Annotated in this window: 24 protein-coding genes; 12 read left to right on the top strand and 12 right to left on the bottom strand. The window is 65.4% G+C overall.

Annotated elements, in window-relative coordinates; genetic code table 11:
• Window positions 1–7 precede the first annotated feature (7 nt).
• Window positions 8–760 (bottom strand): endonuclease III, encoded by a 753-nt coding sequence (gene nth, locus IVB24_RS02950; protein WP_162308829.1) that lies wholly within the window; start codon window positions 758–760, stop codon window positions 8–10.
• A 22-nt stretch (window positions 761–782) separates the two neighbouring features.
• On the opposite strand from nth, the gene IVB24_RS02945 reads away from it, so the two are divergent.
• Both IVB24_RS02945 and IVB24_RS02940 read left to right on the top strand, forming a co-directional pair.
• Complete coding sequence (locus IVB24_RS02945) at window positions 783–1,313, top strand: DUF2244 domain-containing protein (RefSeq protein ID WP_094976026.1); 531 nt, start codon at window positions 783–785, stop codon at window positions 1,311–1,313.
• Between the two features lie 54 nt (window positions 1,314–1,367).
• The gene (locus IVB24_RS02940; protein ID WP_166467627.1) at window positions 1,368–2,264 is read left to right on the top strand and encodes a bifunctional helix-turn-helix domain-containing protein/methylated-DNA--[protein]-cysteine S-methyltransferase; all 897 of its coding nucleotides are present in this window, start codon (window positions 1,368–1,370) and stop codon (window positions 2,262–2,264) included.
• A gap of 108 nt (window positions 2,265–2,372) precedes the next feature.
• On the opposite strand, the gene IVB24_RS02935 is transcribed toward IVB24_RS02940, so the two are convergent.
• From IVB24_RS02935 to dnaK, 8 genes are all read right to left on the bottom strand, one after another.
• Window positions 2,373–2,996 (bottom strand): 2,3-bisphosphoglycerate-dependent phosphoglycerate mutase, encoded by a 624-nt coding sequence (locus IVB24_RS02935; RefSeq protein ID WP_097660446.1) that lies wholly within the window; start codon window positions 2,994–2,996, stop codon window positions 2,373–2,375.
• 19 nt (window positions 2,997–3,015) lie between these two features.
• Window positions 3,016–3,831 (bottom strand): 4-hydroxy-tetrahydrodipicolinate reductase, encoded by an 816-nt coding sequence (dapB, locus tag IVB24_RS02930; RefSeq protein WP_247772001.1) that lies wholly within the window; start codon window positions 3,829–3,831, stop codon window positions 3,016–3,018.
• A 208-nt stretch (window positions 3,832–4,039) separates the two neighbouring features.
• The gene (locus IVB24_RS02925) at window positions 4,040–4,351 is read right to left on the bottom strand and encodes a DUF1330 domain-containing protein (protein ID WP_247772000.1); all 312 of its coding nucleotides are present in this window, start codon (window positions 4,349–4,351) and stop codon (window positions 4,040–4,042) included.
• 21 nt (window positions 4,352–4,372) lie between these two features.
• Window positions 4,373–5,083: an orotidine-5'-phosphate decarboxylase gene (gene pyrF / locus IVB24_RS02920; RefSeq protein ID WP_247771999.1), complete on the bottom strand. Its 711-nt coding sequence runs from the start codon at window positions 5,081–5,083 to the stop codon at window positions 4,373–4,375.
• A gap of 6 nt (window positions 5,084–5,089) precedes the next feature.
• Window positions 5,090–5,668, bottom strand: coding sequence for an NAD(P)H-dependent oxidoreductase (locus IVB24_RS02915; RefSeq protein ID WP_140481768.1), 579 nt, complete (start codon window positions 5,666–5,668; stop codon window positions 5,090–5,092).
• A gap of 57 nt (window positions 5,669–5,725) precedes the next feature.
• Window positions 5,726–6,325, bottom strand: a complete 600-nt coding sequence (locus tag IVB24_RS02910) for an rRNA adenine N-6-methyltransferase family protein (RefSeq protein WP_027534962.1) — start codon at window positions 6,323–6,325, stop codon at window positions 5,726–5,728.
• An 85-nt stretch (window positions 6,326–6,410) separates the two neighbouring features.
• Entirely contained in the window at window positions 6,411–7,538 is a 1,128-nt protein-coding gene (gene dnaJ / locus IVB24_RS02905) for a molecular chaperone DnaJ (protein WP_094976020.1), read from the bottom strand.
• Between the two features lie 245 nt (window positions 7,539–7,783).
• Entirely contained in the window at window positions 7,784–9,685 is a 1,902-nt protein-coding gene (gene dnaK, locus IVB24_RS02900) for a molecular chaperone DnaK (RefSeq protein ID WP_094976019.1), read from the bottom strand.
• A 392-nt stretch (window positions 9,686–10,077) separates the two neighbouring features.
• Here dnaK and IVB24_RS02895 point away from each other — a divergent pair, with 392 nt between their 5' ends.
• Window positions 10,078–11,019 carry a hypothetical protein gene (locus IVB24_RS02895; protein WP_247771998.1) on the top strand — a complete coding sequence of 314 codons (942 nt, stop codon included), beginning with the start codon at window positions 10,078–10,080 and terminating at the stop codon, window positions 11,017–11,019.
• Between the two features lie 258 nt (window positions 11,020–11,277).
• The gene (pncA, locus tag IVB24_RS02890; RefSeq protein ID WP_247771997.1) at window positions 11,278–12,000 is read left to right on the top strand and encodes a bifunctional nicotinamidase/pyrazinamidase; all 723 of its coding nucleotides are present in this window, start codon (window positions 11,278–11,280) and stop codon (window positions 11,998–12,000) included.
• A 138-nt stretch (window positions 12,001–12,138) separates the two neighbouring features.
• Here the strand turns inward: pncA and grpE are convergent, their stop codons facing one another.
• Both grpE and hrcA read right to left on the bottom strand, forming a co-directional pair.
• On the bottom strand, window positions 12,139–12,756 hold the full coding sequence (grpE, locus tag IVB24_RS02885) for a nucleotide exchange factor GrpE (RefSeq protein WP_094976016.1): 618 nt from the start codon (window positions 12,754–12,756) through the stop codon (window positions 12,139–12,141).
• A gap of 112 nt (window positions 12,757–12,868) precedes the next feature.
• The gene (gene hrcA, locus IVB24_RS02880; RefSeq protein ID WP_094976015.1) at window positions 12,869–13,957 is read right to left on the bottom strand and encodes a heat-inducible transcriptional repressor HrcA; all 1,089 of its coding nucleotides are present in this window, start codon (window positions 13,955–13,957) and stop codon (window positions 12,869–12,871) included.
• Window positions 13,958–14,140: 183 nt separating this feature from the next.
• On the opposite strand from hrcA, the gene rph reads away from it, so the two are divergent.
• Genes rph through hemW form a run of 3 tightly spaced genes read left to right on the top strand, consistent with a single transcriptional unit; the run spans window position 14,141 to window position 16,702 of the window.
• The gene (gene rph, locus IVB24_RS02875) at window positions 14,141–14,854 is read left to right on the top strand and encodes a ribonuclease PH (protein WP_094976014.1); all 714 of its coding nucleotides are present in this window, start codon (window positions 14,141–14,143) and stop codon (window positions 14,852–14,854) included.
• A gap of 11 nt (window positions 14,855–14,865) precedes the next feature.
• Window positions 14,866–15,501 (top strand): RdgB/HAM1 family non-canonical purine NTP pyrophosphatase, encoded by a 636-nt coding sequence (rdgB, locus tag IVB24_RS02870; RefSeq protein WP_247771996.1) that lies wholly within the window; start codon window positions 14,866–14,868, stop codon window positions 15,499–15,501.
• Between the two features lie 16 nt (window positions 15,502–15,517).
• Window positions 15,518–16,702 carry a radical SAM family heme chaperone HemW gene (gene hemW / locus IVB24_RS02865; protein ID WP_094976012.1) on the top strand — a complete coding sequence of 395 codons (1,185 nt, stop codon included), beginning with the start codon at window positions 15,518–15,520 and terminating at the stop codon, window positions 16,700–16,702.
• Window positions 16,703–16,720: 18 nt separating this feature from the next.
• On the opposite strand, the gene IVB24_RS02860 is transcribed toward hemW, so the two are convergent.
• Window positions 16,721–17,953, bottom strand: coding sequence for a penicillin-binding protein activator (locus tag IVB24_RS02860; protein ID WP_181955129.1), 1,233 nt, complete (start codon window positions 17,951–17,953; stop codon window positions 16,721–16,723).
• Window positions 17,954–18,291: 338 nt separating this feature from the next.
• Here IVB24_RS02860 and rsmI point away from each other — a divergent pair, with 338 nt between their 5' ends.
• From rsmI to IVB24_RS02835, 5 genes are all read left to right on the top strand, one after another.
• Window positions 18,292–19,242 carry a 16S rRNA (cytidine(1402)-2'-O)-methyltransferase gene (gene rsmI, locus IVB24_RS02855; RefSeq protein ID WP_247771995.1) on the top strand — a complete coding sequence of 317 codons (951 nt, stop codon included), beginning with the start codon at window positions 18,292–18,294 and terminating at the stop codon, window positions 19,240–19,242.
• On the top strand, window positions 19,229–19,630 hold the full coding sequence (locus tag IVB24_RS02850; protein ID WP_247771994.1) for a YraN family protein: 402 nt from the start codon (window positions 19,229–19,231) through the stop codon (window positions 19,628–19,630). Before rsmI ends, IVB24_RS02850 begins: the two co-directional genes overlap by 14 nt.
• 10 nt (window positions 19,631–19,640) lie before the next feature.
• Complete coding sequence (gene gshB / locus IVB24_RS02845) at window positions 19,641–20,582, top strand: glutathione synthase (protein ID WP_094976008.1); 942 nt, start codon at window positions 19,641–19,643, stop codon at window positions 20,580–20,582.
• Between the two features lie 357 nt (window positions 20,583–20,939).
• A complete protein-coding gene (gene cpaB / locus IVB24_RS02840) occupies window positions 20,940–21,764 on the top strand; it encodes a Flp pilus assembly protein CpaB (RefSeq protein WP_247771993.1) in 825 nt (274 codons plus the stop codon).
• Window positions 21,765–21,777: 13 nt separating this feature from the next.
• On the top strand, window positions 21,778–23,295 hold the full coding sequence (locus tag IVB24_RS02835; protein ID WP_094976006.1) for a type II and III secretion system protein family protein: 1,518 nt from the start codon (window positions 21,778–21,780) through the stop codon (window positions 23,293–23,295).

Genomic DNA, 23,295 nt, shown 5'->3' with positions numbered 1-23,295 from the left:
ATCGCCGTCACACCGTCTTCTCCGGCCATCGGCAGAGATCGTTGATCAGGCAAACTTCGCAGCGCGGCTTGCGCGCGAGGCAAGTATAGCGGCCGTGCAGGATCAGCCAATGATGGGCATGGAGCATGAACTCGGCCGGAATCACCTTTTCGAGACCGAGCTCGACCTCGAGCGGCGTCTTGCCCGGCGCCAGCCCCGTACGGTTACCAACGCGGAAGACATGCGTGTCGACCGCCATGGTGTGCTCGCCGAAGGCCATGTTGAGCACGACGTTGGCGGTCTTGCGTCCCGCACCCGGCAATGATTCGATCTCGGCGCGCGTGCGCGGCACCTCGCCGCCGAATTCGCTGAGCAGCTTGGCCGACAGCGCGATCACATTCCGGGCCTTGGTGCGGTAGAGACCGATAGTCTTGATGTACTCGCGTAAGGGCTCCTCGCCGAGATCGAGCATCTTCCGCGGGGTATCTGCGACCTCGAACAAGGCGCGCGTCGCCTTGTTGACCCCGGCATCGGTTGCCTGCGCCGACAGCACCACGGCGACCAGCAGCGTGAACGGATTGACGTGCTCGAGCTCGCCCTTCGGCTCCGGATTGGCCTTGCGAAAGCGGCTGAAGGCTTCGTGGACCTCGGCGGGCGTCCAGCGCTTTATCGCCCTGAGCGTCTTCCTGGCGGGCGCGTTGGGCTTCGCGACGACCGCCTTTGCCTTCTTCTTCGGCACATCCGCCTTCCGCGGAGCCGGCTTGCGGGTGATTTTCGCCATGATCGGGATATACTGAGGGACGATGAGCACAGGCAACGAAATTGAGCGCAGCGATCCTGATCCGCGCGACGTGCAGATCTTCTCCGCGCTGCTGACGCCGCATCGCTCGCTGAACCGCACCGGCTTCCTCGCCGTGATGCTGTTCCTGAGCGTGGTCAGCTTCGTCACGGGCCTCGTCTTCCTGATGATGGGTGCCTGGCCGGTGTTCGGCTTCTTCGGCCTCGACGTTCTCGTGATCTGGTGGGCCTTCAAGGCCAATTTTCGCGCGGCGCGGGCCAGCGAGGAGATCTTGGTCACGCCCTCGGAGCTGCGGGTGCGACGCGTCAGCCATCGCGGCCAGGTCTCGGAATGGACCTTCAATCCGCTCTGGGTCCGGCTCGACCAGGAGGTCGACGAGGAATACGGCATCGAGCACCTCTATCTGATCTCGCGCAGCCGCCGGCTGCGCATCGCCGGCTTTCTCGGGCCTGAGGAAAAGGCGAGTTTCTACAAAGCCTTGGTTGGCGCCCTGAATGCCGCCCGACGCGGCCCGACCTACAATCCGGTGACTTGAGCACAGTCAGAAATCGGGTGGTTTCCCAGCCGTCCCTCCCCTACATTTCCGGTCATGATGACACTCGCCATACATGACCAGCGCCTGACCAAGCCGGGCCCCCAGAACGCCGCGCTGCGCGACTATGATTCGGTGCGTCGGGCGATCGCCTTCATTTCGGAGAACTGGCGCGCGCAGCCGACCATCGAGGCGATGGCGGATGCGGCCGGCGTCACGCCGGATGAGCTGCACCATCTGTTCCGCCGCTGGGCCTCGATCACGCCGAAGGCTTTCATGCAGGCGCTGACGCTCGATCACGCCAAGGGATTGCTGCGGGATTCCGCGAGCATCCTCGACGCCGCGCTCGACTCGGGATTATCGGGACCGGGCCGGCTGCACGATCTCTTCGTGACCCATGAAGCCATGTCGCCGGGTGAATGGAAGAACGGCGGCGCCGGCCTGACCTTGCGTTACGGCTTTCACCCCTCGCCGTTCGGCACCGCGATCGTGATTGCGACAGACCGTGGCCTGTCAGGCCTGGCCTTTGCCGATCACGGCGAGGAGAAGGTCGCACTCGCCGACATGACGCGGCGCTGGCCGAACGCCCTTTATGTCGAAGACCACGAAGGCACCGCGCCGCTCGCCGCTCGCATCTTCGACACCAGGCTGTGGCGGCCCGACCAGCCGTTGCGCGTGGTGATGATCGGCACCGATTTCGAGGTGCGGGTGTGGGAGACGCTGCTGAAGATCCCGATGGGACGCGCGGTGTCCTATTCGGACATCGCCTGCAACATCAACAGCCCGAAGGCCTCACGGGCCGTCGGCGCGGCGGTCGGCAAGAACCCGGTCTCGTTCGTCGTGCCCTGCCACCGCGCGCTCGGCAAGAGCGGCACGCTCACCGGCTATCACTGGGGCATCACCCGCAAGCAGGCGATGCTGGGCTGGGAAGCCGGGCAGCTGGGGATGCAGTAAGGCCGATGTCGCAGGGTGGGTTAGCCGCAGGCGTAACCCACCTCTTCTGTTTCCGTTGCGGCAAAGATGGTGGGTTACGCTGCGCTAACCCACCCTACGAGATCTCGCCTAACCCGCCAGATCCAGCTTTGACGCCACCGTCGAATCCGCGTTGAGCCGATAGATGATCGGCACGCCGGTGGCGAGCTCGCGCTTCAGAATGCCTTCGGGCGACAGCTTTTCCAGCACCATGATCAGCGCGCGGAGCGAATTGCCGTGGGCGGCGACCAGCGTGCGCTTGCCGTTGAGCACGCCGGGCAGGATCTCCTGCACGTAGTACGGCAAGGCCCGCGCGAGCGTGTCCTTCAGGCTTTCGCCGCCGGGCGGCGGCACGTCGTAGGAGCGGCGCCAGATCAGCACCTGGTCCTCGCCCCATTTCTTGCGGGCGTCGTCCTTGTTGAGGCCGGAGAGATCGCCGTAGTCGCGCTCGTTCAGCGCGAGGTTCTTCGTCGTCGGCAAGCCCTTCTGGCCGAGCTCGCCGAGAATGAGATCGAGCGTGTGCTGCGCGCGCGTGAGCACTGAGGTATAGGCGACGTCGAACACGAGGCCCTGCGCCTTCAGCTTGCGGCCGGCTTCCGTGGCTTCCTTGACGCCGAGCTCGGTGAGGTCGGGATCCTTCCACCCCGTGAACAGGTTCTTCAGATTCCATTCGCTCTGGCCGTGGCGCACGAGCACGAGGAGACGTTCACTCATCGACTGCTTTCCGTTTCGTTCAAATGTCAGACAAGCCGAGCACGTCGGCCATGGAGTAATGCCCCGGCTTCTTGCCGTGCGCCCACAGCGCCGCCTTCAGCGCGCCGTGGGCGAACAGCATGCGGTCCTCAGCCTGATGCGACAGCGTCAGGCGTTCGAAGGGCCCGAGGAAGGTGACGCTGTGATCGCCGGCGACGGTGCCGCCGCGCAGCGAGGCGAAACCGATATTGCCCGGCCTGCGCGCGCCGGTGATGCCGTCACGGCCGCGCTCGGAATGTTCATCGAGCATGACGCCGCGACCGCTGGCGGCAGCCTGTCCCAGCATCAGCGCAGTGCCGGATGGCGCGTCGACCTTCATGCGATGATGGGTCTCGACGATCTCGATATCAAAACTCTGGTCGAGCGCCTTGGCAACGCGCTTGACCACTGCGGCAAGCAGGTTGACGCCGAGGCTCATATTGCCCGACTGCACCACGACGGCGCGGTTGGTGACGCTCTTGATCACAGCATTGTCGGAGCCGGACAATCCGGTGGTGCCGACGACATGCACGATACCGCGCTCGGCCGCGATCGCGACATTGGCGATGGTCGCGGCCGGCACGGTGAAATCGAGGATGCCGTCGGCCTCCTTCGACATCGCCCAGAGGTCGGCGGAGAGCTTGATGCCGTTGGCCGGCAGGCCTGCGAGCACACCGGCGTCCTTGCCGAGCAGCTCCGAGCCCGGCATCTCAAGCGCGCCCGCCAGCACAGCGCCTTTGCTCTCGCCAATCGCCCGCACCAGCGCGCGGCCCATGCGGCCACCGGCTCCAGCAACAATCAGGCGCATGTCGGACATTGTGTGATCCTCTCAGGGCCGTTTTAGCCGGGGGATGCAGTTCCGGCAACCGAGGGGGTCAGGCAGGTCGCCTGCGGCCATCCTTCGAGACGCCCGCCTCCGGCGGGCCCTCAGGATGAGGTCTCGTTTCGCGGCGAGATATCAGACCCTCATGGTGAGGAGCCCGCGCGAGCGGGCGTCTCGAATCATGCAGGCCCGAGAGGGCGCCTCACCCGTCAGACGGCTGCGGGCCGTCATAGCCCTCGATGATGATGAGGTCGGCGATCGAGTGCGGCTGGCGCACCTTGATGTTGGCCTGGTATTCCGGCGAATTGTAGCAGGCGATCGCGGTCTCGTAGTCCGGGAATTCGATCACGACGTTGCGGGAGCGGCTGGCGCCTTCGACGGTGGTGAACTTGCCGGCGCGGACGACGAAGCGACCGCCCCATTTCTTGAAGATCGGACCGTTGGCGACGGCGTAGGGCTTGTAGCCCTCGTCACTGCTCACATCGACACGTCCGATCCAGTAGCCTTTTGCCATTGTTCTTCTCCCTGTTGTTGCTCAACCGAGCGCTTGCGCGATCTCGGCATGGATTGCCTCTGCGACGGCCTTGGGGTCGGCGGCTTCCAGCACCGGCCGCCCAACGACGAGATAATCGGCGCCGGCCGTGATCGCACGGCTGGGCGTCATGATGCGCTTCTGGTCACCGGTCGCCGAACCTGCCGGCCGGATACCGGGGGTGACGAGGCTCATCTGGTGGCCGACGATCTTGCGCAGGTTGCCGACCTCTTCCGGCGAGCAGACGAGGCCGTCGATGCCAAGCACCTGCGCCTGCTGCGCGCGCGCCTCGACCAGTTCGGAGACACCGAGCCGATAGCCGGCGGCATGCAGATCGTCCTCGTTGTAGGAGGTCAGCACCGTGACGGCGAGGATCTTCAGGCTCGAATTGCCGCGGCCTTCGACCGCGCCCTTCATGGTCTGCGGATAGGCGTGCACGGTGAGGAAGGTGGCGCCGAGCCTGGTGATGCTCTCGACGCCCTGCATCACGGTGTTGCCGATGTCGTGCAGCTTGAGATCGAGAAAGACCTTCTTGCCCTTGTCGGCGAGCTTGCCAACCAGCGGCAATCCGCCGGCATAAGCGAGCCTATAGCCGATCTTGTAGAAGGTGACGCTGTCGCCGAGACGATTGATGGTCGCCTGCGCGGCATCGACGCTGGGCAGATCGAGCGCGACGATCAGGCGGTCCTTGGGGGCGATCTCGGCTGGCCTCATGTCACCTCACATCATGCGTTGGGAAATGTCGATCAACTGCGCCACCAGCTCCTTCAACGCGGCGATATCGGTCTCGTTCTTGAGCCTGTCCATATCGTCATAGGCCTGGTCGGCAAAGGCGAGCGTGAGCTGGCTGGCAATCACGTTGGCTTGGCAGGAGGTCAGGATCAGCCTGAGCGCCTGCAGCGCGCGGGTCGCGCCGAGCCGGCTCTGCGAGGCGCCGGCAAGGGCAAAGGCCCGGTTGCGGAACACTTCGCCGCGCGCCTCGTGTGGATCCTGCACGCGGCTGACCCAGTCAATCGCGTTCTTCAGCAGCGGCGGCACCGAGGCATTGTATTCCGGCGAGACGATCAGCACGCCATGATGCGCGCCGATCATGCGCTTGAGATTGACCGCATGCTTGGGCACACCGGACTTGGCCTGGAGATCGCCATCATAGATCGGCAGCGGAAAATCGGCGAGCGAGATGCGAGTGACGTCCACGCCGGCCCGGGCGAATTCATAGGCGGCGACTGCCGCCAGCTTCGCATTGTGCGAACCGGTGCGCAGCGAGCCGGGAATGACCAGAATTTTGGGTGCGGGCATCCGCTTCCATGCGTTCGGCGATACATGCCCGCCGCGCATGAGAGTTAGCCGGCGGAATTAGTCCTTGCGATACACCCAGACGCGGGCGGGCGGAAGGTTCATCCAGATCCGCTCCGACGCCTCTGTGGACACGCCGGGCAGCGATTTCGGGATCGGCGGCACTACCGCATAGGTGAATTGAACGAAAGGAGCGCCGGGCGCGAGCGCCGTGAAGGCATCGCGGATCAGCCGCAGCCGTGTCAGCATCGGTTTTGTCACCAGCGGCAGGCCGGAGACGACCGCGGAGGCCGGCGCGCTCAGGACGTTCCACAGCGTGTCACGCAGGCGATAGGCATCGCCCTGCACCACCTTGGCCTGCGGATAGCGGTCGCGCAGCAGCGCGCAGAAGCCGGGATTGTATTCGACGAGGACGAGACGCTTCTGATCGACACCGCGCTCGACCAGCGCCGAAGTGATGGCGCCGGTGCCGGGTCCGAGCTCGACCACGGGCGCGTCCGAATCGACATCGACGTAATGGGCCATGGTCCGGGCCAGCAGCTTGCCCGACGGCATCACCGCGCCCATGTGCAGGGGCTTTTCGATCCACGATCTGAGAAAGCGCACCTCGTCGTCGAGACGAGGCTTCTTCAACGCACGCGCGGACGATGGCAATGGCATGTCAGGACCGGACGGGACCGCAGGAACGCGTGTCAGAAAATGGTCATAAAGACGTATAGGCCGAAGGCGATACGGTCAAGCCGAGTCAACTCGCCCGATTACCGAAGAAATCCTTGACCTTGGCGAAGAAGCCCTCGGATTCCGGTTGGGTGTTGCCGCTGGACAGCTTTTCGAACTCGGCCAGCAATTCCTGCTGTTTCTTGGTGAGGTTCTGCGGGGTCTCGACCACGACCTGAACATACATGTCGCCCATCTGGCGCGACCGCAGCACCGGCATGCCTTTTGATGCAATGCGGAATCGGCGGTTCGACTGGGTCCCGGCCGGCACCTTCACCTTGGTCTTGCCCTTCTCGATGGTCGGCACCTCGAATTCGCCGCCGAGAGCGGCCGTCACCATCGAGATCGGGACACGGCAATGCAGATCGGCGCCGTCGCGCTGGAAGAACTGGTGCTGGGTCAGCGACAGGAAGATGTAGAGGTCGCCGGGCGGGCCGCCGCGGACCCCCGCCTCGCCCTCGCCGGCGAGTCTGATCCTCGTGCCGTCCTCGACACCCGGCGGAATGTTGACCGAAAGATTCCGCTCGCGGGTGACGCGGCCCTGGCCCGAGCAGGACGGGCAGGCATCCTCGATCATCTGGCCGCGGCCCTGGCAGCCCGGACAGGTCCGCTCCAGCGTAAAGAAGCCTTGTGACTGCCGCACGCGGCCGGCGCCGCCGCAGGTCGAACAGGTCTTCGGCTTGGTGCCGGCCTTGGCGCCGATGCCCGAGCAGGCCTCGCAGGTGACCGAGACCGGAATCTCGATCTGCGCGGTCTTGCCGCCGAAGGCTTCCTCGAGCGTGATTTCCATGTTGTAGCGCAGGTCGGCGCCACGCTCGCGGCCGCCGCGACCGCGCTGCCCGGCCATGCCGAACAGATCTTCGAAAATGTCGGAGAAGGACGAGGCGAAGCCCGCGCCGAAGCCGGCGCCACCGCCGCCCTGCTCGAAGGCGGCATGGCCGTAGCGGTCATAGGCCGCGCGCTTGTCCTTGTCCTTGAGGACCTCGTAGGCCTCGTTGATTTCCTTGAACTTGACTTCGCTGGTGTCGTCCCCGGGATTGCGGTCGGGGTGAAACTTCATTGCCAGCTTGCGGAACGACGATTTCAGGACGGATTCGTCGGCATCGCGTTCGACTTCGAGGGTTTCGTAATAGCAGCGCTTGGTGGACGTGGACATGTGGGACTCGGTCTATCCAATCGCGATTCAAGTCGGAGCAAAACGACGGCGCCACGCGAAGATATAGGCAGCCTTCTGCTTGGCGGCAGAGGGCCGCCTGGCGGCGTTCAGCATAACGGCTGGGAACTGATCGATCGTAACGGGCGACCCGCCCGTCCGTCCCGACGCGACGGCCTCCCCCGCGAAGGGGGAGGCCGGTAGAGCGTGTGGGGGCCAAGCCGTCCACATCATCACCCTCTTGGGGATCAGGCGGACTTCTTGTTGTTCTTGTCGTCGTCGACTTCGGTGAACTCCGCATCGACGACGTCGTCCTTGGCCGCGTCCCTCTTGGCATCGGCCTCGGCCTGCTGCGTGTACATGGCCTCGCCGAGCTTCATCGAAGCCTGGGCCAGCGTCTGGGTCTTGGCCTTGATCGCCTCGGCATCGTCGCCCTTCAGCGCTTCCTTGAGGTCGCCGACGGCATCCTCGATGGCGCGGCGCTCGGTCTCGCCGACCTTCGAACCGTGCTCGGCCAAAGCCTTCTCGGTCGAATGCACCAGACCATCCGCCTCGTTCTTGGCGGTCACGGCCTCGCGGCGTTTCTTGTCCGCCTCGGCATTGGCCTCGGCGTCCTTGACCATCTTCTCGATGTCGGCTTCCGACAGGCCGCCGGAGGCCTGGATGCGGATCTGCTGCTCCTTGCCGGTGGCCTTGTCCTTGGCCGAGACGTTGACGATGCCGTTGGCGTCGATGTCGAAAGTCACCTCGATCTGCGGCATGCCGCGCGGAGCCGGCGGAATGCCCATCAGGTCGAACTGGCCGAGCATCTTGTTGTCGGCCGCCATTTCACGCTCGCCCTGGAAGACCCGGATGGTCACCGCGTTCTGGCTGTCCTCGGCGGTCGAGAACACCTGGCTCTTCTTGGTCGGGATCGTGGTGTTGCGCTCGATGATGCGGGTGAACACGCCGCCAAGCGTCTCGATGCCCAGCGACAGCGGGGTGACGTCGAGCAGCAGCACGTCCTTGACGTCGCCCTGGAGCACGCCGGCCTGGATCGCAGCGCCGATCGCCACGACCTCGTCCGGGTTGACGCCCTTGTGCGGCTCCTTGCCGAACAGCTGCTTCACGACTTCCTGGACCTTCGGCATACGCGACATGCCACCGACCAGAACCACTTCGCCGATCTCACCGGCGGTGAGGCCGGCGTCCTTGATCGCCTTGCGGCAGGGCTCGACGGTCTTCTGGACGAGGTCGTCGACCAGCGCTTCGAACTTGGCGCGGGTGAGCTTCATCGTCAGATGCTTCGGGCCGGTCTGGTCCGCGGTGATGAAGGGCAGGTTGATCTCGGTCTGCGTCGTCGAGGACAGCTCGATCTTGGCCTTTTCAGCGGCTTCCTTCAGGCGCTGCAACGCGAGCTTGTCGTTGCGCAGGTTGATGCCCTGCTCCTTCTGGAATTCGTCGGCGAGATAGCCGACCAGACGCATGTCGAAGTCTTCGCCGCCGAGGAAGGTGTCGCCGTTGGTCGACTTCACCTCGAACACGCCGTCGCCGATTTCGAGAATGGAGATATCGAACGTGCCGCCGCCGAGATCGTACACGGCGATCGTGCCGGCCTTGGTCTTGTCGAGGCCATAGGCGAGCGCAGCCGCGGTCGGCTCGTTGATGATGCGCAGCACTTCAAGGCCCGCGATCTTGCCGGCGTCCTTGGTCGCCTGGCGCTGGGCGTCGTTGAAGTAGGCGGGAACGGTGATGACGGCCTGATCGACCTTCTGGCCGAGATGGGCTTCCGCGGTCTCCTTCATCTTCTGCAGGATGAACGCCGAGACCTGCGAGGGCGAGTAGGTCTGGCCGTCGGCCTCGACCCAGGCATCGCCGTTGGAAGCCTTCACGATCTTGTAGGGGACGAGCTTCTTGTCCTTCTCGACCATCGGGTCGTCGTAGCGGCGGCCGATGAGGCGCTTCACCGCGAAGAAGGTTCGCTCGGGATTGGTAACGGCCTGGCGCTTGGCCGGCTGGCCGACGAGGCGCTCACCGTCGTCCGTCACGGCGACGATCGAAGGCGTCGTGCGCATGCCTTCGGAATTCTCGATGACTTTGGCGTTCTTGCCATCCATCACGGCGACGCACGAATTCGTGGTGCCGAGATCGATCCCAATGACCTTTCCCATGGTCCTGTATCCTTGTTTTTGCGGCAGGTTGGCTGGGCCCAGAAGGCACCCGACCGAAACCCCCTAAGATCAAACATCCGCGATATTGCGAAGATTGAGGCTCATATAGGAGGGGGGGAGGGGCCCGCAAGGACCGAAGCTAGGTTTCTGCCGTGAAAACATTGGGTTTTGGATGATGATATCCGGGCTGCGCCGCCCTTGCGGGTGAGGAATTATTAACAGGTTCAGGCGTCAGCAAGCCCCGGCTACCGCAAGCCCGCCCGCCCTGTTGCCGCAAGCCCAAACCCGGTAAAAGGCGGACCGGCCGGGCAGCCGCCACGGCTGCTCCACGCGACAAAGCGGCCCGGTCGCCGACCATCGAACGGCCTCAATGTGAACCAATCAGAGTGCCCATGAAGCTGATCCGTCCCCTCGCAGCGCTCGCCCTCCTGATAGCCTCCGCGTTTCAGGCCCTCGCCGCCGACGCCGTGTTTCCACCCGGCTTGCGCCTCGGCATGGTGCCGCTGGTCGGCCTCAGCACGGCAAAAACCTTTCCCGGCTTCGAGAGCGAGGACGGCAGCGTCAAGGTGCTGATCACCGAGCTGCCGCCGGCGGCCTATGGCGAGGTCGCGAGCGCCTTCAATTCCAATCCGGCCGGCACAGGCGGCGTCAAACAGGACAAGATCGAGACACTCGCAGGCCTCGCCTATTTCACCACCGAGAGCGGCAAGGCCGGCGACACCCCGGTGAAGCGCTATTCGATGATCGTGCCGGGCGCCGGCTTCTCCGGCTATGTCGCGGTGCAAGTGCCGGAGAATGCGACCAAGATCTACACGGATGAGGCGGTGCGGCAGATGTTCGCGAGCGCCACCACCCGCAAGCAGGTCTCGGCAGAGGAGCAGATCGGGTTGATGCCGTTCAAGATCACCGATCTCGCCGAATTCAAGGACATCCGCACGCTGGCGCCGGGCTCGAGCATCATCCTGGCCGACGGCGACGAGAGTACCGGCTATGAGTCGAAGCCGTTCATGATCCTCGGCGTGATCGGCGCCACGCCGCAGCAGGCCGACGACCGCGCCCGCTTCGCCCAGGAGGCGGCGCTGCAGATCCCCGGCGTGCGCGAATCGCGCGTCACCATGTCCGAGCCGATCCGCATCAACGGCCAGCAGGGTTTCGAGACCCGGATCGAAGGCGTCAGCGGCAAGGACAAGGTCCCGGTCACCGTGGTGCAGTGGATCCGCTTCTCGACCGGCGGCGCCTCGCTGCGCATCGTCGCCAGCGCCCCGCGCGACCAGTGGCCGGCCGCCTTCACCCGCTTCCGCGCCGTGCGCGACGGAATTCAGCCGAAGGGCTGAGGCGCGAAACACATTCGGTGTCTCCCCGCGGAAGCGGGGGTCCATACCGCGTGAGCTCGCGGTTGCAAAAAGGTCTTCGCCAAACTTCTCCCTGTGGTTATGGATCCCGGGCTCGCGCTTTGCGCGCCCCGGGATGACGGTGCTGTGGGCTTGTCAGGCCAACCCCTCACCAATGCCGGCCGCATTTTCGCGCTTCTGTTCGTGTACGAACGGAACTAGGCTTCGCTCCCGTTGGATCACCCTGAAGGGAGGCAAACGATGCTGGATCGACGGCAGATCCTCGCAATGCTTGGAACGACGGCGCTTGCGACTCTCGCGCCAACGGCACTCTTTGCAGCGGCATCGATCAAGCCGGACGATGCATCCGCGCTGCTCGTGATCGACGTGCAGAACTGCTTCCTGCCCGGCGGCAGCCTCGCGGTGAAAGAGGGCGAGCAGGTGGTGCCCGTCATCAACAAGATCTCGAAGGCGTTTGCCAACGTGGTGATGACGCAGGACTGGCACACGCCGGGCCATATCTCGTTTGCGTCAGTGCATTCCGGCAAGAAGCCGTTCGAGACCGTCGACCTTCCCTACGGCAAGCAGGTGCTGTGGCCCGACCATTGCGTGCAGGGCACCGACGGCGCTTCGCTGTCGAAGGACCTCGCGATCCCGCACGCCGAGCTGATCATCCGCAAGGGCTTTCACAAGGACGTCGACAGCTATTCGGCCTTTCTCGAAGCCGACGGCAAGACCTCGACGGGCCTTGCCGGCTATCTCAAGAGCCGCAAGATCAAGCGCGTCTTCGTCGCGGGCCTCGCGACGGATTTCTGCGTCGCCTGGACCGCGCTCGACGCGCGCAAGGCGGGCTTCGAGGTCTATGTGGTGGAAGACGCCTGCCGCGGCATCGACAATCAGGGATCGCTCGCCAAAGCCTGGGCCGATATGGCCAAGGCCGGCGTGAAGCGGATTCAGTCTGCGGATATCGCGGTGAGCACGTAATCGGCGCGAAACTGCAAGACCCTCATCCTGAGGAGCGCGCTTCTTCGCGCGCGTCTCGAAGGATGAAGGCCCCGATACGGCAGCCTGGCCTGCATGGTTCGAGACGGCGCTAATGCGCCTCCTCACCATGAGGATCGATCAGTTCGCCGCGCTGTTCGGCTCATTGGTGTTGGCGGCCGGCGCGGGCTTCGCGCCGCCCTTGGCGACGCCGACCAGGGCCGGGCGAAGCACGCGCTCGCCGATCGTGTAGCCGGCCTGCATGACCTGCACGACGGTTCCTGACGGCACCGACGCATCAGGCACTTCGTACATCGCCTGGTGGAAGTTCGGGTCGAACTTCTGGCCCTGCGGATCCAGCTTCTTCACGCCGTGCTTTTCCAGCGCGTTGAGCAGCGAACGCTCGGTGAGCTCGACACCCTCGATCAGCGCGGTCAGGCCGGGATCGGCCGTGGCGCGGGCCTCGGGTGGAACGGCATCGAGCGCGCGCTGGAGATTGTCGGCAATGTCGAGAACGTCGCGGGCAAAGCCGGTGATGCCGTAGAGGCGGGCGTCGGCGACTTCCTTGGTGGTGCGCTTGCGCAAATTCTCCATCTCGGCCAGCGTCCGCAGCATGCGGTCGCGCGCCTCGGCGGCTTCCTTCTGCAACGTTTCGACCGAGCCGGGCTCGGGATCGTCGGGCATGATGTAGGGTTTCGACACCACGGGCTCGCCGGTCGCAGCAGTCGTGTCTTCGGGTTGCCGGTCTCGATCGGTCATCGGCTCATTTCTCGAATTGGTCTGGTTTTGAAGTCGCGTGGGACTTTTTCTGGCCCGGATATCGTGCTTCGGGCGCCGAAAATCAAGCGCCCGTGAACGGATCAAACGCCGGTCAGCCTCCCAGCAGGCGACTGACGATGCGGGCGGCGTAGTCCACGGTCGGGATCACGCGGGCATAATTCAGCCGCGTCGGCCCGATTACACCCAAAACGCCCACGATATGGCCGGCGGCATCCCGATAGGGCGAGATGATGGTGGAGGACCCCGACAGCGAAAACAGCTTGTTCTCGCTGCCGATGAAGATGCGCACGCCCTCGGCGGTCTCGGCGCGCCCCAACAGGTCGATCACGCCGCGCTTGGTCTCGAGATCGTCGAACAAGAGCCGAACCCGCTCCAGATCCTCCAGCGCATGCAGATCTTCGAGCAGATTGGCGTGGCCGCGGACGATAAGCTGGCGGTCCTCGGTCTCGCCGCCGGACCAGCTGGCGATTCCGGCGGAAATCACCTTCTGTGCCAGCTGATCGAGCTCGGCGCGGGCCTCTCCAAGCGCCGTCTCGAGCTCGAGCCGGGCCTCGGCCAGGGTCCGGCCGCGGATGCGCGCATTGAGGAAATTGCCGGCCTCGGTGATCGCCGAGGAGGGAACTCCGGGGGGCAGCGACAGCACGCGGTTTTCGACCTGGCCGTCCTCGCCGACCAGAATCACCAGCGCCTTTTCCGGTTCCAGCCGGACGAATTCGATGTGCTTCAGCCGCGCATTGGATTTCGGCGTCAGCACCACCGCGGCAGCGCGGGTCAGGCCCGACAGCCGCGTCAGCGCCTGGTCCAGCGCCGCCTCGACCGAGTGCGCCTGGCCGACGGAGGTGAGCTGGCTCTGAATCGATTGCCGCTCGGCCTCGTTGAGGTCGCCGACCTGCATCAGGGCATCGACGAAGAAGCGCAGGCCGAGTTCCGTCGGCAGCCTGCCGGCGGAGGTGTGGGGCGCATAGATCAGGCCTAGCTGTTCCAGATCGGCCATGACGTTGCGGACCGAGGCCGGCGACAGCGGCATGGCGATCAGGCGCGAGATATTGCGCGAGCCCACGGGTTCACCGGTCGCGAGATAACTTTCGACAATTTGACGAAAGATGTCGCGGGAACGCTCGTTGAGCTGGGCGAGGCCCGCGCGCGGCGCGATCAGATGGATCGGATCGTGATGGGCCACAGACGGTAACTCCTGTCAGACGCATGTAATCTGTCCATCCGGGAGGGTTCTGACAAGCGTCGCGATTGCAGGGCGGAGAACCGGAGGGTGAAAAAGCCTTGTCCTTTCCCCTTGCCGCATACCCTCACCCCACCTACAAGCACCGCGAACAGCCCTACACCGACGAGTTTTGGAGGATTTCCCATGCGGCCAAGCCGCCGTGCGCCCGACGAATTGCGCCCCGTGACGCTGGAGCGCGGCGTGGTCAAATATGCGGAAGGCTCCTGCCTGGTGAAATTCGGCGACACCCATGTGCTGGTGACCGCCACGCTGGAAGATCGCCTGCCGCCGTGGCTGAAGGGCCAGGGCCGCGGCTGGGTCACCGCCGAGTACGGCATGCTGCCGCGCGCGACCTCCGAACGAACGCGCCGCGAGGCCGCCGCCGGCAAGCAGAGCGGCCGCACCGTCGAGATCCAGCGCCTGATCGGCCGCTCGCTTCGCACCATCGTCAATCTCGAAGCGCTCGGCGAGCGTCAGATTACGGTCGATTGCGACGTGCTCCAGGCCGACGGCGGCACGCGCACGGCCTCGATCACCGGCGCCTGGGTCGCGCTCGCCGATTGCATCAGCTGGATGAAGGCGCGCAACATGATCAAGGCCAACGTGATGCGCGACAACGTCGCTGCGATCTCCTGCGGCATCTACAACGGCACGCCGGTGCTCGATCTCGACTACGCCGAGGATTCGGAAGCCCAGACCGACGCCAATTTCGTCATGACCGGCGATGGCCGCATCATCGAGGTGCAAGGCACCGCGGAACGCGAACCGTTCACGCAGGACGAGTTCCTGGCACTGATGGCGCTGGCCCAGAAGGGCATCGCGCGTCTGGTGGACTTGCAGAAACTGGCTGTCGCGTAGTCAATAAGCTCATGCACCGCCGAATCACCGGAAAGCTGGTCATCGCCACCCACAATCCCGGCAAGCTCGCCGAGATGCGCGAGCTTTTGGCGCCTTACGGCATCGAGGCGGTGTCCGCGGGTGAACTCGGCCTGGACGAGCCCGACGAGACCGGCAACGATTTCCGCAGCAATGCCGCGATCAAGGCGATCGCGGCGGCGCAGGCGACCAGGCTTCCCGCGTTTGCCGACGATTCCGGCATCGTAGTCGACACGCTCGACGGCGCACCCGGAATCTACAGCGCACGCTGGGCCGGTCCGATCAAGGATTTCAACGCGGCGATGGCGCAGATCGAGCGCCTGTTGCAGGAGCGCGGCGCGACCACACCGGACAAGCGCAAGGCCCACTTCGTCTCCGCGCTCTGCGTCGCCTGGCCCGACGATCATCTCGAAGAGGTCGAGGCGCGCGTCGACGGCACGCTGGTCTGGCCGCCGCGCGGCACCGCCGGCTTCGGCTATGACCCCATGTTCTTGCCCGACGGCCACAGCCGCACCTTCGGCGAGATGGAAAGCATCGAGAAGCACGGCCTGCCGCCGCTCGGCCTCGGCCTGTCGCATCGCGCCCGCGCCTTCGTGAAACTGGCGGAGATCTGCCTTGAGCCGCGCTAGAGCGTTATCGAGCGAAGTGGATACCGGTTCGCGCCAGGAAAACGCGTCACAACAAGAATCCGAAGCCTTCGGCGTCTACGTGCACTGGCCGTTCTGCCTGTCGAAGTGCCCCTATTGCGACTTCAACAGCCACGTCCGCCACGCCGCGATCGACGAGGCGCGCTTCGCTTCCGCCTTCGCACGCGAGATCGAAACGACCGCGCAGCGCTCGCCGGGCCGTGAGGTCACCTCGATCTTTCTCGGCGGCGGCACACCGTCGCTGATGCAGCCGGCAACCGTCGGCGCGGTGCTCGATGCCATCGGCAAGCACTGGACCGTCGCCGGCGACGTCGAAGTGACGCTTGAGGCGAATCCGACCAGCGTCGAAGCCACGCGCTTTGCCGGCTATCGCGCAGCCGGCGTCAACCGTGTCTCGCTCGGCGTGCAGGCGCTCGACGATGCCTCGCTGAAGGCGCTTGGCCGCATGCACAGCGCGCGCGAGGCGCTCGACGCCGTCGCCATCGCGCGCCGCTCGTTCGACCGCTATTCGTTCGACCTGATCTACGCCCGCCCCGACCAGACGCCGGCGATGTGGGCCGATGAATTGCGCCTCGCCATCGATGAAGCCGCCGAGCATCTGTCGCTCTATCAATTGACGATCGAGGAAGGCACGCCGTTTTTCGGCCTGCACCAGGCCGGCAAGCTGAAGACGCCGGACGAAGCGGTCGCGCGCGCGCTCTACGACGTCACGCAGGAGACTTGCGACAAGCTTGGTCTGCCCGCCTACGAGATCTCCAATCACGCGCGGCGCGGCGCCGAGTGCCGGCACAATCTGGTTTACTGGCGCGGCGAGGAATATGCCGGCATCGGCCCGGGCGCCCACGGCCGGCTCGACATCGACGGCATCAGGCATGCCATCGCCACCGAGAAGCGTCCCGAGGCCTGGTTGATGCGGGTCGAGACCAACGGCCATGGTGTCGTCACCGACGATCTCCTCAACAGCGAAGAGCGCGCCGACGAATTCCTGCTGATGGGATTGCGTTTAGCCGAGGGCATCGACCCCGAGCGTTACAAAGCTCTCTCCGGCCGCCCGCTCGACCCCAAGCGTATCGCGCTGCTGCGCGAGGAGGGCGCGATCACGGTCGATGCGACGGGCCGCCTGCGCGTGACGAGCAGTGGATTTCCGGTGCTCGATGCGGTGGTCGCGGATCTCGCGGCGTAACGAGATGCCGTCGTCGAACTACGCCCCAAAACTCTTCGGCGAGCCGGCGACCGCGACGCCGCCACCTTGCGTCACCTTCATCACCGCGAGCCCCCGCTCATTGGTGCCGTCGGCGCGGAAGCGGAACAGGCCGTCGATGCCGGCGAATCCCGACGGATTGGTGAGCACGTCAGACGAGAAGCGCGTGGTGCCTTGCGTACGCGCCAGCGCGGCGACGAGGGCGACCGCATCATAGGCCAGCGTCGCGGTGCGGATCGGCTCCGCGCCATATTTGGTACGGTAGCGGCCGGAGAACGCGCGAAAACCGGCCGGATCTGGCGCGGCGTAGAGGCCGCCTTGCAGGCTGGCATTGGCATAGACGCGGGGATTGTCCCACAGGCCGGTGCCGAGCAGCTGGATGTTGCGCAAGTTGGCGCCCGCCGCCGTCATCGCATCGGCGACCGACACCACGGCATCGCCGTCATCGGCGATGAACAGCGCATCGGCGCTGCCGAGCTGCTGCGCCACGGTGCGCGCCGGAGTGGCGCGATCGGCGCCGTATTTCTCGAAGGCGACGATGCGTCCGCCACGCCGCGGCACGGCCGCCTTCACCGCGGCCTCGACGACGTTGCCATAGGCATTGTCGGGGACCAGCACGGCGACGGAGCGCTTTCCGACGCTGGCGGAATATTCGACGATGCGGTTGACGTCGGACTCCGGCAGGAAGGAAAGCAGATAGACGCCGCGGCCGGCGATGCTGGAATCGGTCGAGAACGCGATCACCGATATGCCGCGCGTGCGTGCGACTTGCGCCACCGCCGGCACCGATTGCGCGAACAGCGGTCCCAGAATGATCTCGGCGCCTTCGTCGACAGCCTGCTGCGCGGCAGCCTGCGCGCCTTGCGGGCTGCCATTGTCGTCCTTGATCAGCAGCTGGATGTTCGGGTTCTGGAACTCGGCCAGCGCCATCTCGGCGGCGTTGCGCATGGATTGCGCGGCAAGGCCGGCATTACCCGCGGCCGAGAGTGGCAGGATCACGGCGACCTTCACGCCGCCGGTGCCCGCGGTCGTTGCCTGTTGCGGGGGACCTGCCGGCTGAGCCGGCGGCGTCGAGCTCGAGAACGGGCTGGAGAACTGGCTCAGGCTCTGCTGCACGCCGGCACAGGCCGACAGCAGGGGCGCGCCGAGCAGCAGGCCGAGCGCGCTCCGGCGGGTCGCCCCTGACATCAGGGGCCCCGGAACGGGAGATTTTGGATAACGCGGGCCCACCATGCAGCTTCTCTTCTGACCCGCCGGCGCCGGCCGGTCACGGTATTCTTTCCACGACACAAGCCGCGGATTCAGGCATATTGTCGGCAAATAGTTAACCGAAACAAAAGGATAATAGCCGCTTAACGCGGCCGCTTTCCTGTTCCAGCAGCTGTTTGCCCTCGCTCATTCAGCATCAAGGCGGTGTTTCGGTCGCGAATATGGCGCGAGAGCCCTCACTGCCTCTCGACTTGATCCTGAATCGATCACATTCCCGTCCGTTCCTCGCCCCTCACCTCGGCACGATCTTTTTCGGCGAGCCGGTTCCCAGCCCTGCGGATCGTGCCTAAGTTGACTTCATTATGCGCGCAAAGCCGGCCCCGATAAATACGCCTGAAGCTCAAGACGCCGCCTCGCGCGGTTTCTCCATCGATGCCCATCGCCTTGCGGCGCCGAAGGCGGCACCGGGCCTGCATCTGGTCGCAACCCCCATCGGCAATCTCGGCGACATCACAGTGCGGGCGCTCCAGACCCTCGCCGGCGTCGACGTCATCGCCTGCGAGGACACCCGCATCACGCGGCGCCTGACCGAGCGCTACGCCATCGCGGCGCAGCTCAAACAATATCACGAGCACAATGCGGAAGCCGCGCGTCCGAAAATCCTGGAGGCGCTGGGGCAGGGTGGCTCGATTGCACTGGTCTCGGATGCCGGCACGCCGCTGATCTCCGATCCCGGCTTCAAGCTGGTGCGCGAGGTCTGCGCCGCCGGCCATGCGGTGTATGCCCTGCCCGGCCCGTCCTCGGTGCTGGCGGCGCTGTCGGTCGCGGCACTACCGACCGACCGTTTCTTTTTCGAAGGCTTCCTGCCGGCGAAGTCAGCCGCGCGAAAGGCGCGCTTGACGGAGCTTGCGCGCATCGACGCCACGCTGGTGATGTTCGACTCCGGCAACCGCGTGCAGGACACACTCGCAGAGCTCGCCGAGATCATGGGTACGCGCGAGGCCGCGATCTGCCGCGAGCTGACCAAGCTGCACGAGGAGATCTCGCGCGCACCGTTGAGCCAGCTGGCGCGCGAAGCCGATACGCTGGAGACGCGCGGCGAGTTCGTTCTGGTGATCGCTCCGCCGGCGGCCGATGCCGAGATGCTGACATCGGATGCGCTGGACGATCTGTTGCGCGAGCAGCTTGCCGCGCACAGCGTCAAGGATGCCGTGGCGCACGCGGTCGCACTCTCGGGCCGGCCGCGACGCGAGGTCTATGCCCGCGCGCTCGAGCTCGCCAAAGACCTGAGGGGCGGCGATGGCGAAGACTGAGGTCCCGGCGGAACCGAAGGTCGCCTCGCCCGAGCGCGTCGCCGCGTTCCATACCGGCATCTCCGCAGAGAGTCGCGCAGCCGCCTATCTGATGGCCAAGGGCTACCGCATCCTCGCCAAGCGCTACCGCACCCCGCATGGCGAGATCGACATCGTGGCGCGCCGCCGCAATCTGATCGCCTTCGTCGAGGTCAAGGCGCGCGCCACGCTGGATGACGCCGCCTTCGCCGTGACGCCGCGCCAGCAGCAGCGCATCATCAATGCCGCGCAAGGCTGGCTCGTCGCGCATCCCGAGCATGCCGAATTCGAATTGCGATTCGACGCCATGCTGATTGCGCCGAAGCGACTTCCGCGCCATGTGTTGGCGGCATTCGACGCCTCGACCTGAAAGGCAGACCATGAAACTGAACGTCGCCGTCCAGATGGACCCCATCGCCCGCATCAACATCAAGGGCGATTCCACTTTTGCGCTGCTGCTGGAGGCGCAGAAGCGCGGCCATGGCCTGTCCTATTACACGCCCGACAAGCTCTCGATGGTCGGCGAGGAGATCGTGGCGCCCGTTCAGCTCCTGACCGTGCGCGACGAGCCCGGCAATCACTTCACGCTCGGTGAACCCAGGCGCGAGGCGCTGAACGGCTTTGACGTGGTTCTGCTGCGCCAGGACCCGCCGTTCGACCTCGCCTACATCACCTCGACGCATCTTCTGGAGCGCATCCATCCGAAGACGCTTGTGGTCAACGATCCCGCCTCGGTGCGCAACGCGCCGGAAAAGCTGTTCGTGATGAACTTTCCGCAGCTGATGCCGCCGACCCTGATCTCGCGCGACCTGGACGAGATCAACGCCTTCCGCGACAAGCACGGTGCCGTCGTCATGAAGCCGCTGCACGGCCATGGCGGCGCGGCAGTGTTCCGCGTGATGCCGCAGGACATGAATTTCGGCTCGCTGTACGACATGTTCTCGGTGACGTTCCGGGAGCCCTGGGTGATCCAGCAATTCATCCCCGAGGTGAGGCACGGCGACAAGCGCATCATCCTGGTCAACGGCGAGTTCGCCGGCGCGGTCAACCGCGTGCCGGCCGCCGACGACCTCCGCTCCAACATGGTGCGCGGCGGCGCGGCGCAGGAGACCGAACTCACCCCGCGTGAGCGCGAGATCTGCGCCACCGTCGGCCCGGCGCTGCGCGAGCGCGGCCTGCTGTTCGTCGGCATCGACGTCATCAACGGCAACCTCACCGAGATCAACGTGACCTCGCCCACCGGCATCCGCGCCATCGCGCGCCTCGGCGGGCCAGACGTCGCGGCGAAAGTCTGGGACGTCATCGAGCAGAAGAGAAAGTAGTAGCACTCTGCAATGACTGCGTTGAGGAGAGCGCGAACTCTCCTCAACGTCGCCCCGGCGAACGCCGGGCGTGGTGGAGCGCAGCTGCGATCCCGGCGGCACGCAAACACCCTCATCGCTAACCGCCCATTCACCATGATGCCGTGCGTGTCATTCGAACGAACGTGCCGCACTGCGTGAATCTACGGGGCCGCTGGCCGACCGAATAACGCCTCGTTCACCATCTGCCGAGAACCAGCATCGTGGCTGGCCGTCGCGTTCGGCCTCGCAACACCCCTTATACTTTTACAACCTACTCATCGACGTTGGGGAACCCGCCACGTGCGGTTCGAGTGCCCCGCGTATGAGTAAAAGCGTATGAACACCGCACGTATCGTCGTTCTCGTCATCGCGCTGGGCGCCGGCGGCGTCGCGGCCTATCTGGCGAGCGGCTTCGACAACAAGCCCGCGCCGGTCCTGCCTGCCGCCGAGAAGCTGCCGACCGTCGAGGTCCTCGTCGCCAAGTCCGACATCGGGCTCGGGCAGGCCGTGAAGCCCGAGGACCTGCAATGGCAGGCCTGGCCTGCGGCAACCGCGAGCAGCGCCTTCATCCGCCGCGACAGCAGGCCCGAGGCGCAGACCCAGATCGCCGGCTCGATCGCCCGCGTCCCGCTGATGCAGGGCGAGCCGATCCGCGAGCAGAAGCTGGTCAAGGCCGACGGCTCCGGCTTCATGGCCGCGATCCTGCCCGCCGGGATGCGCGCCGTTTCCACCGAGATTTCAGCCGAGACCGCCGCCGGCGGCTTCATCCTTCCGAATGACCGCGTCGACATCGTCCTGACCCGCCGCCTGAAGAACGCCGACGGCGGCAACAACAACAATGGTCCGACCGGCGGCAACGACCTCGTCCTGTCCGAGGTCATCCTGACCAATATCCGCGTGCTCGCGATCGATCAGGCGCCGAAGGAGAAGGACGGCCAGAACGCCGTCGTCGGCAAGACCGTGACGCTCGAGCTCCGGCCCGACCAGGTCGCAGTCCTCGCAGCCGCGCGCCAGGGCGGCACGCTCCAGCTCGCGCTGCGGAGCATCGTCGATGCCAACGCAGTGGACGGCACACCTGAGGACCAGGGGATCAAGCGTGCGGGCGGCGTGAACGTGATCCGTTACGGGGTGCAGGCACGGCAATTGACGTCACAGAAGTGATGGTGGGAATCGCATGAACTACGGGGATGATCGGACGGGCCTGCGCCTTCGGGGGAAGCGCACGCGCTCGTTCTGGACGGGGACGATGCTGATGCTGGGGCTGCTCGCGGCCCCAGACCTCGTCAGTGCGGGGGATGCGCCGGTCGGCGACCAGGCGCCGATGCAGGCACCGGATCTCGGCGTGTCGTCGGTTGCGACGATCGCGCCGACGAGGACGCGTTTTCTCTCGCTCGGCGTCGGCAAATCCGTCGTCATCGACCTGCCGCGCGAGGTCAAGGACGTGCTGGTGGCTGATCCCAAGATCGCCAATGCAGTCATCCGCTCGGCCCAGCGCGCCTATATCATCGGCGGTCAGGTCGGCCAGACCAACGTCGTGTTCTTCACCGCCGACGGCCAGCAGGTCGCCGCCTATGACATCGCAGTGAAGCGCGATCTCAACGGCATGCGCGCGGCCTTGCGCCAGTCGCTGCCAGGCGTTCAGATCGAAGGCGTCGGCGACAGCGTGATGCTGACCGGATCGGTGTCGAGCCCGGTCGAGGCCCAGCAGGCCGGCGACGTCGCCGCAAAGCTGGTCGGCGGTTCGGACAAGGTCGTCAACAACATCGTCGTGCGAGGCCGCGACCAAGTGATGCTCAAGGTCGTCGTCGGAGAAGTGCGCCGCGACATCGTCAAGCAGCTCGGCGTCGATCTCAGCGCCAGCCTGAACGCCGGCACCGCGGTGGTGAATTTCAACAATTCCAACCCGTTCTCGGTCTCGGGCGGGCCGATCGTCGGCAGCAACGGGCTCGGCGTCTCCGGCGTCACCAAGGGCATCGCCACCGTCAGCGCCACCATGCGCGCGATGGAAAGCGCCGGCGTCATGCGCACGCTCGCCGAACCGAGCCTGACCGCGATCTCGGGCGAATCCGCCACCTTCATCGCCGGCGGCGAATTCCCGATTCCAGCAGGCTATTCCTGCGATCCCGTCACCCACGTCTGTACCACCCAGATCACCTACAAGAAGTTCGGCATCTCGCTGAACTTCACCCCGGTCGTGCTCAGCGAAGGCCGCATCAGCCTGCGCGTGATGACCGAGGTCTCGGAGTTGTCGAATACGAATTCGATCACCTTGACGCAGGCGGTGTCCTCGACCTCGAGCAACTCGATCACCATCCCCTCGATCCAGACCCGCCGCGCCGAGACGACGCTGGAGATTCCCTCCGGCGGCTCGATGGCGATGGCCGGCCTGATCCAGCAGCAGACCAAGCAGGCGATCAACGGCCTTCCCGGCATCGACCAGGTGCCCATCATCGGCGCACTGTTCCGCAGCCAGGACTTCGTCAACAACGAGACCGAACTGATGGTGATCGTGACGCCCTACGTGGTGCGCGCGGTCGCCCAGAAGGAATTGGCGCGGCCCGACGACGGCTTCGCACCGGCCTCGGATGCGCAGACCGCACTGCTTGGCCGCATGAACCGCCTCTATGGCGTCGCGCGCCGTGTCGACCCGATCGCCGGCACGCCGGGCGATTTCGGCTTCATCATCGACTGA

Origin of the sequence: Bradyrhizobium sp. 192 (assembly GCF_023100965.1) — a bacterium.
GTDB lineage: Bacteria > Pseudomonadota > Alphaproteobacteria > Rhizobiales > Xanthobacteraceae > Bradyrhizobium > Bradyrhizobium symbiodeficiens.
Note: the sequence above shows the minus strand (reverse complement) of the source record. Positions and strands in the feature narration are given on the sequence as shown.

Excerpts from the sequence above, each read along its gene's own strand:
- gshB (WP_094976008.1), top strand. The coding sequence starts at position 19,641 with ATGAAACTGAACGTCGCCGTCCAGATGGACCCCATCGCCCGCATCAAC.
- IVB24_RS02915 (WP_140481768.1), bottom strand. The coding sequence starts at position 5,668 with ATGCCCGCACCCAAAATTCTGGTCATTCCCGGCTCGCTGCGCACCGGT.
- cpaB (WP_247771993.1), top strand. The coding sequence starts at position 20,940 with ATGAACACCGCACGTATCGTCGTTCTCGTCATCGCGCTGGGCGCCGGC.
- IVB24_RS02940 (WP_166467627.1), top strand. The coding sequence starts at position 1,368 with ATGATGACACTCGCCATACATGACCAGCGCCTGACCAAGCCGGGCCCC.
- rdgB (WP_247771996.1), top strand. The coding sequence starts at position 14,866 with ATGCACCGCCGAATCACCGGAAAGCTGGTCATCGCCACCCACAATCCC.
- pyrF (WP_247771999.1), bottom strand. The coding sequence starts at position 5,083 with ATGAGGCCAGCCGAGATCGCCCCCAAGGACCGCCTGATCGTCGCGCTC.
- dapB (WP_247772001.1), bottom strand. The coding sequence starts at position 3,831 with ATGTCCGACATGCGCCTGATTGTTGCTGGAGCCGGTGGCCGCATGGGC.
- IVB24_RS02895 (WP_247771998.1), top strand. The coding sequence starts at position 10,078 with ATGAAGCTGATCCGTCCCCTCGCAGCGCTCGCCCTCCTGATAGCCTCC.
- IVB24_RS02935 (WP_097660446.1), bottom strand. The coding sequence starts at position 2,996 with ATGAGTGAACGTCTCCTCGTGCTCGTGCGCCACGGCCAGAGCGAATGG.
- IVB24_RS02860 (WP_181955129.1), bottom strand. The coding sequence starts at position 17,953 with ATGGTGGGCCCGCGTTATCCAAAATCTCCCGTTCCGGGGCCCCTGATG.
- IVB24_RS02945 (WP_094976026.1), top strand. The coding sequence starts at position 783 with ATGAGCACAGGCAACGAAATTGAGCGCAGCGATCCTGATCCGCGCGAC.
- rsmI (WP_247771995.1), top strand. The coding sequence starts at position 18,292 with ATGCGCGCAAAGCCGGCCCCGATAAATACGCCTGAAGCTCAAGACGCC.
- dnaK (WP_094976019.1), bottom strand. The coding sequence starts at position 9,685 with ATGGGAAAGGTCATTGGGATCGATCTCGGCACCACGAATTCGTGCGTC.
- nth (WP_162308829.1), bottom strand. The coding sequence starts at position 760 with ATGGCGAAAATCACCCGCAAGCCGGCTCCGCGGAAGGCGGATGTGCCG.
- grpE (WP_094976016.1), bottom strand. The coding sequence starts at position 12,756 with ATGACCGATCGAGACCGGCAACCCGAAGACACGACTGCTGCGACCGGC.
- rph (WP_094976014.1), top strand. The coding sequence starts at position 14,141 with ATGCGGCCAAGCCGCCGTGCGCCCGACGAATTGCGCCCCGTGACGCTG.
- IVB24_RS02910 (WP_027534962.1), bottom strand. The coding sequence starts at position 6,325 with ATGCCATTGCCATCGTCCGCGCGTGCGTTGAAGAAGCCTCGTCTCGAC.
- IVB24_RS02925 (WP_247772000.1), bottom strand. The coding sequence starts at position 4,351 with ATGGCAAAAGGCTACTGGATCGGACGTGTCGATGTGAGCAGTGACGAG.
- IVB24_RS02835 (WP_094976006.1), top strand. The coding sequence starts at position 21,778 with ATGAACTACGGGGATGATCGGACGGGCCTGCGCCTTCGGGGGAAGCGC.
- pncA (WP_247771997.1), top strand. The coding sequence starts at position 11,278 with ATGCTGGATCGACGGCAGATCCTCGCAATGCTTGGAACGACGGCGCTT.
- dnaJ (WP_094976020.1), bottom strand. The coding sequence starts at position 7,538 with ATGTCCACGTCCACCAAGCGCTGCTATTACGAAACCCTCGAAGTCGAA.
- IVB24_RS02850 (WP_247771994.1), top strand. The coding sequence starts at position 19,229 with ATGGCGAAGACTGAGGTCCCGGCGGAACCGAAGGTCGCCTCGCCCGAG.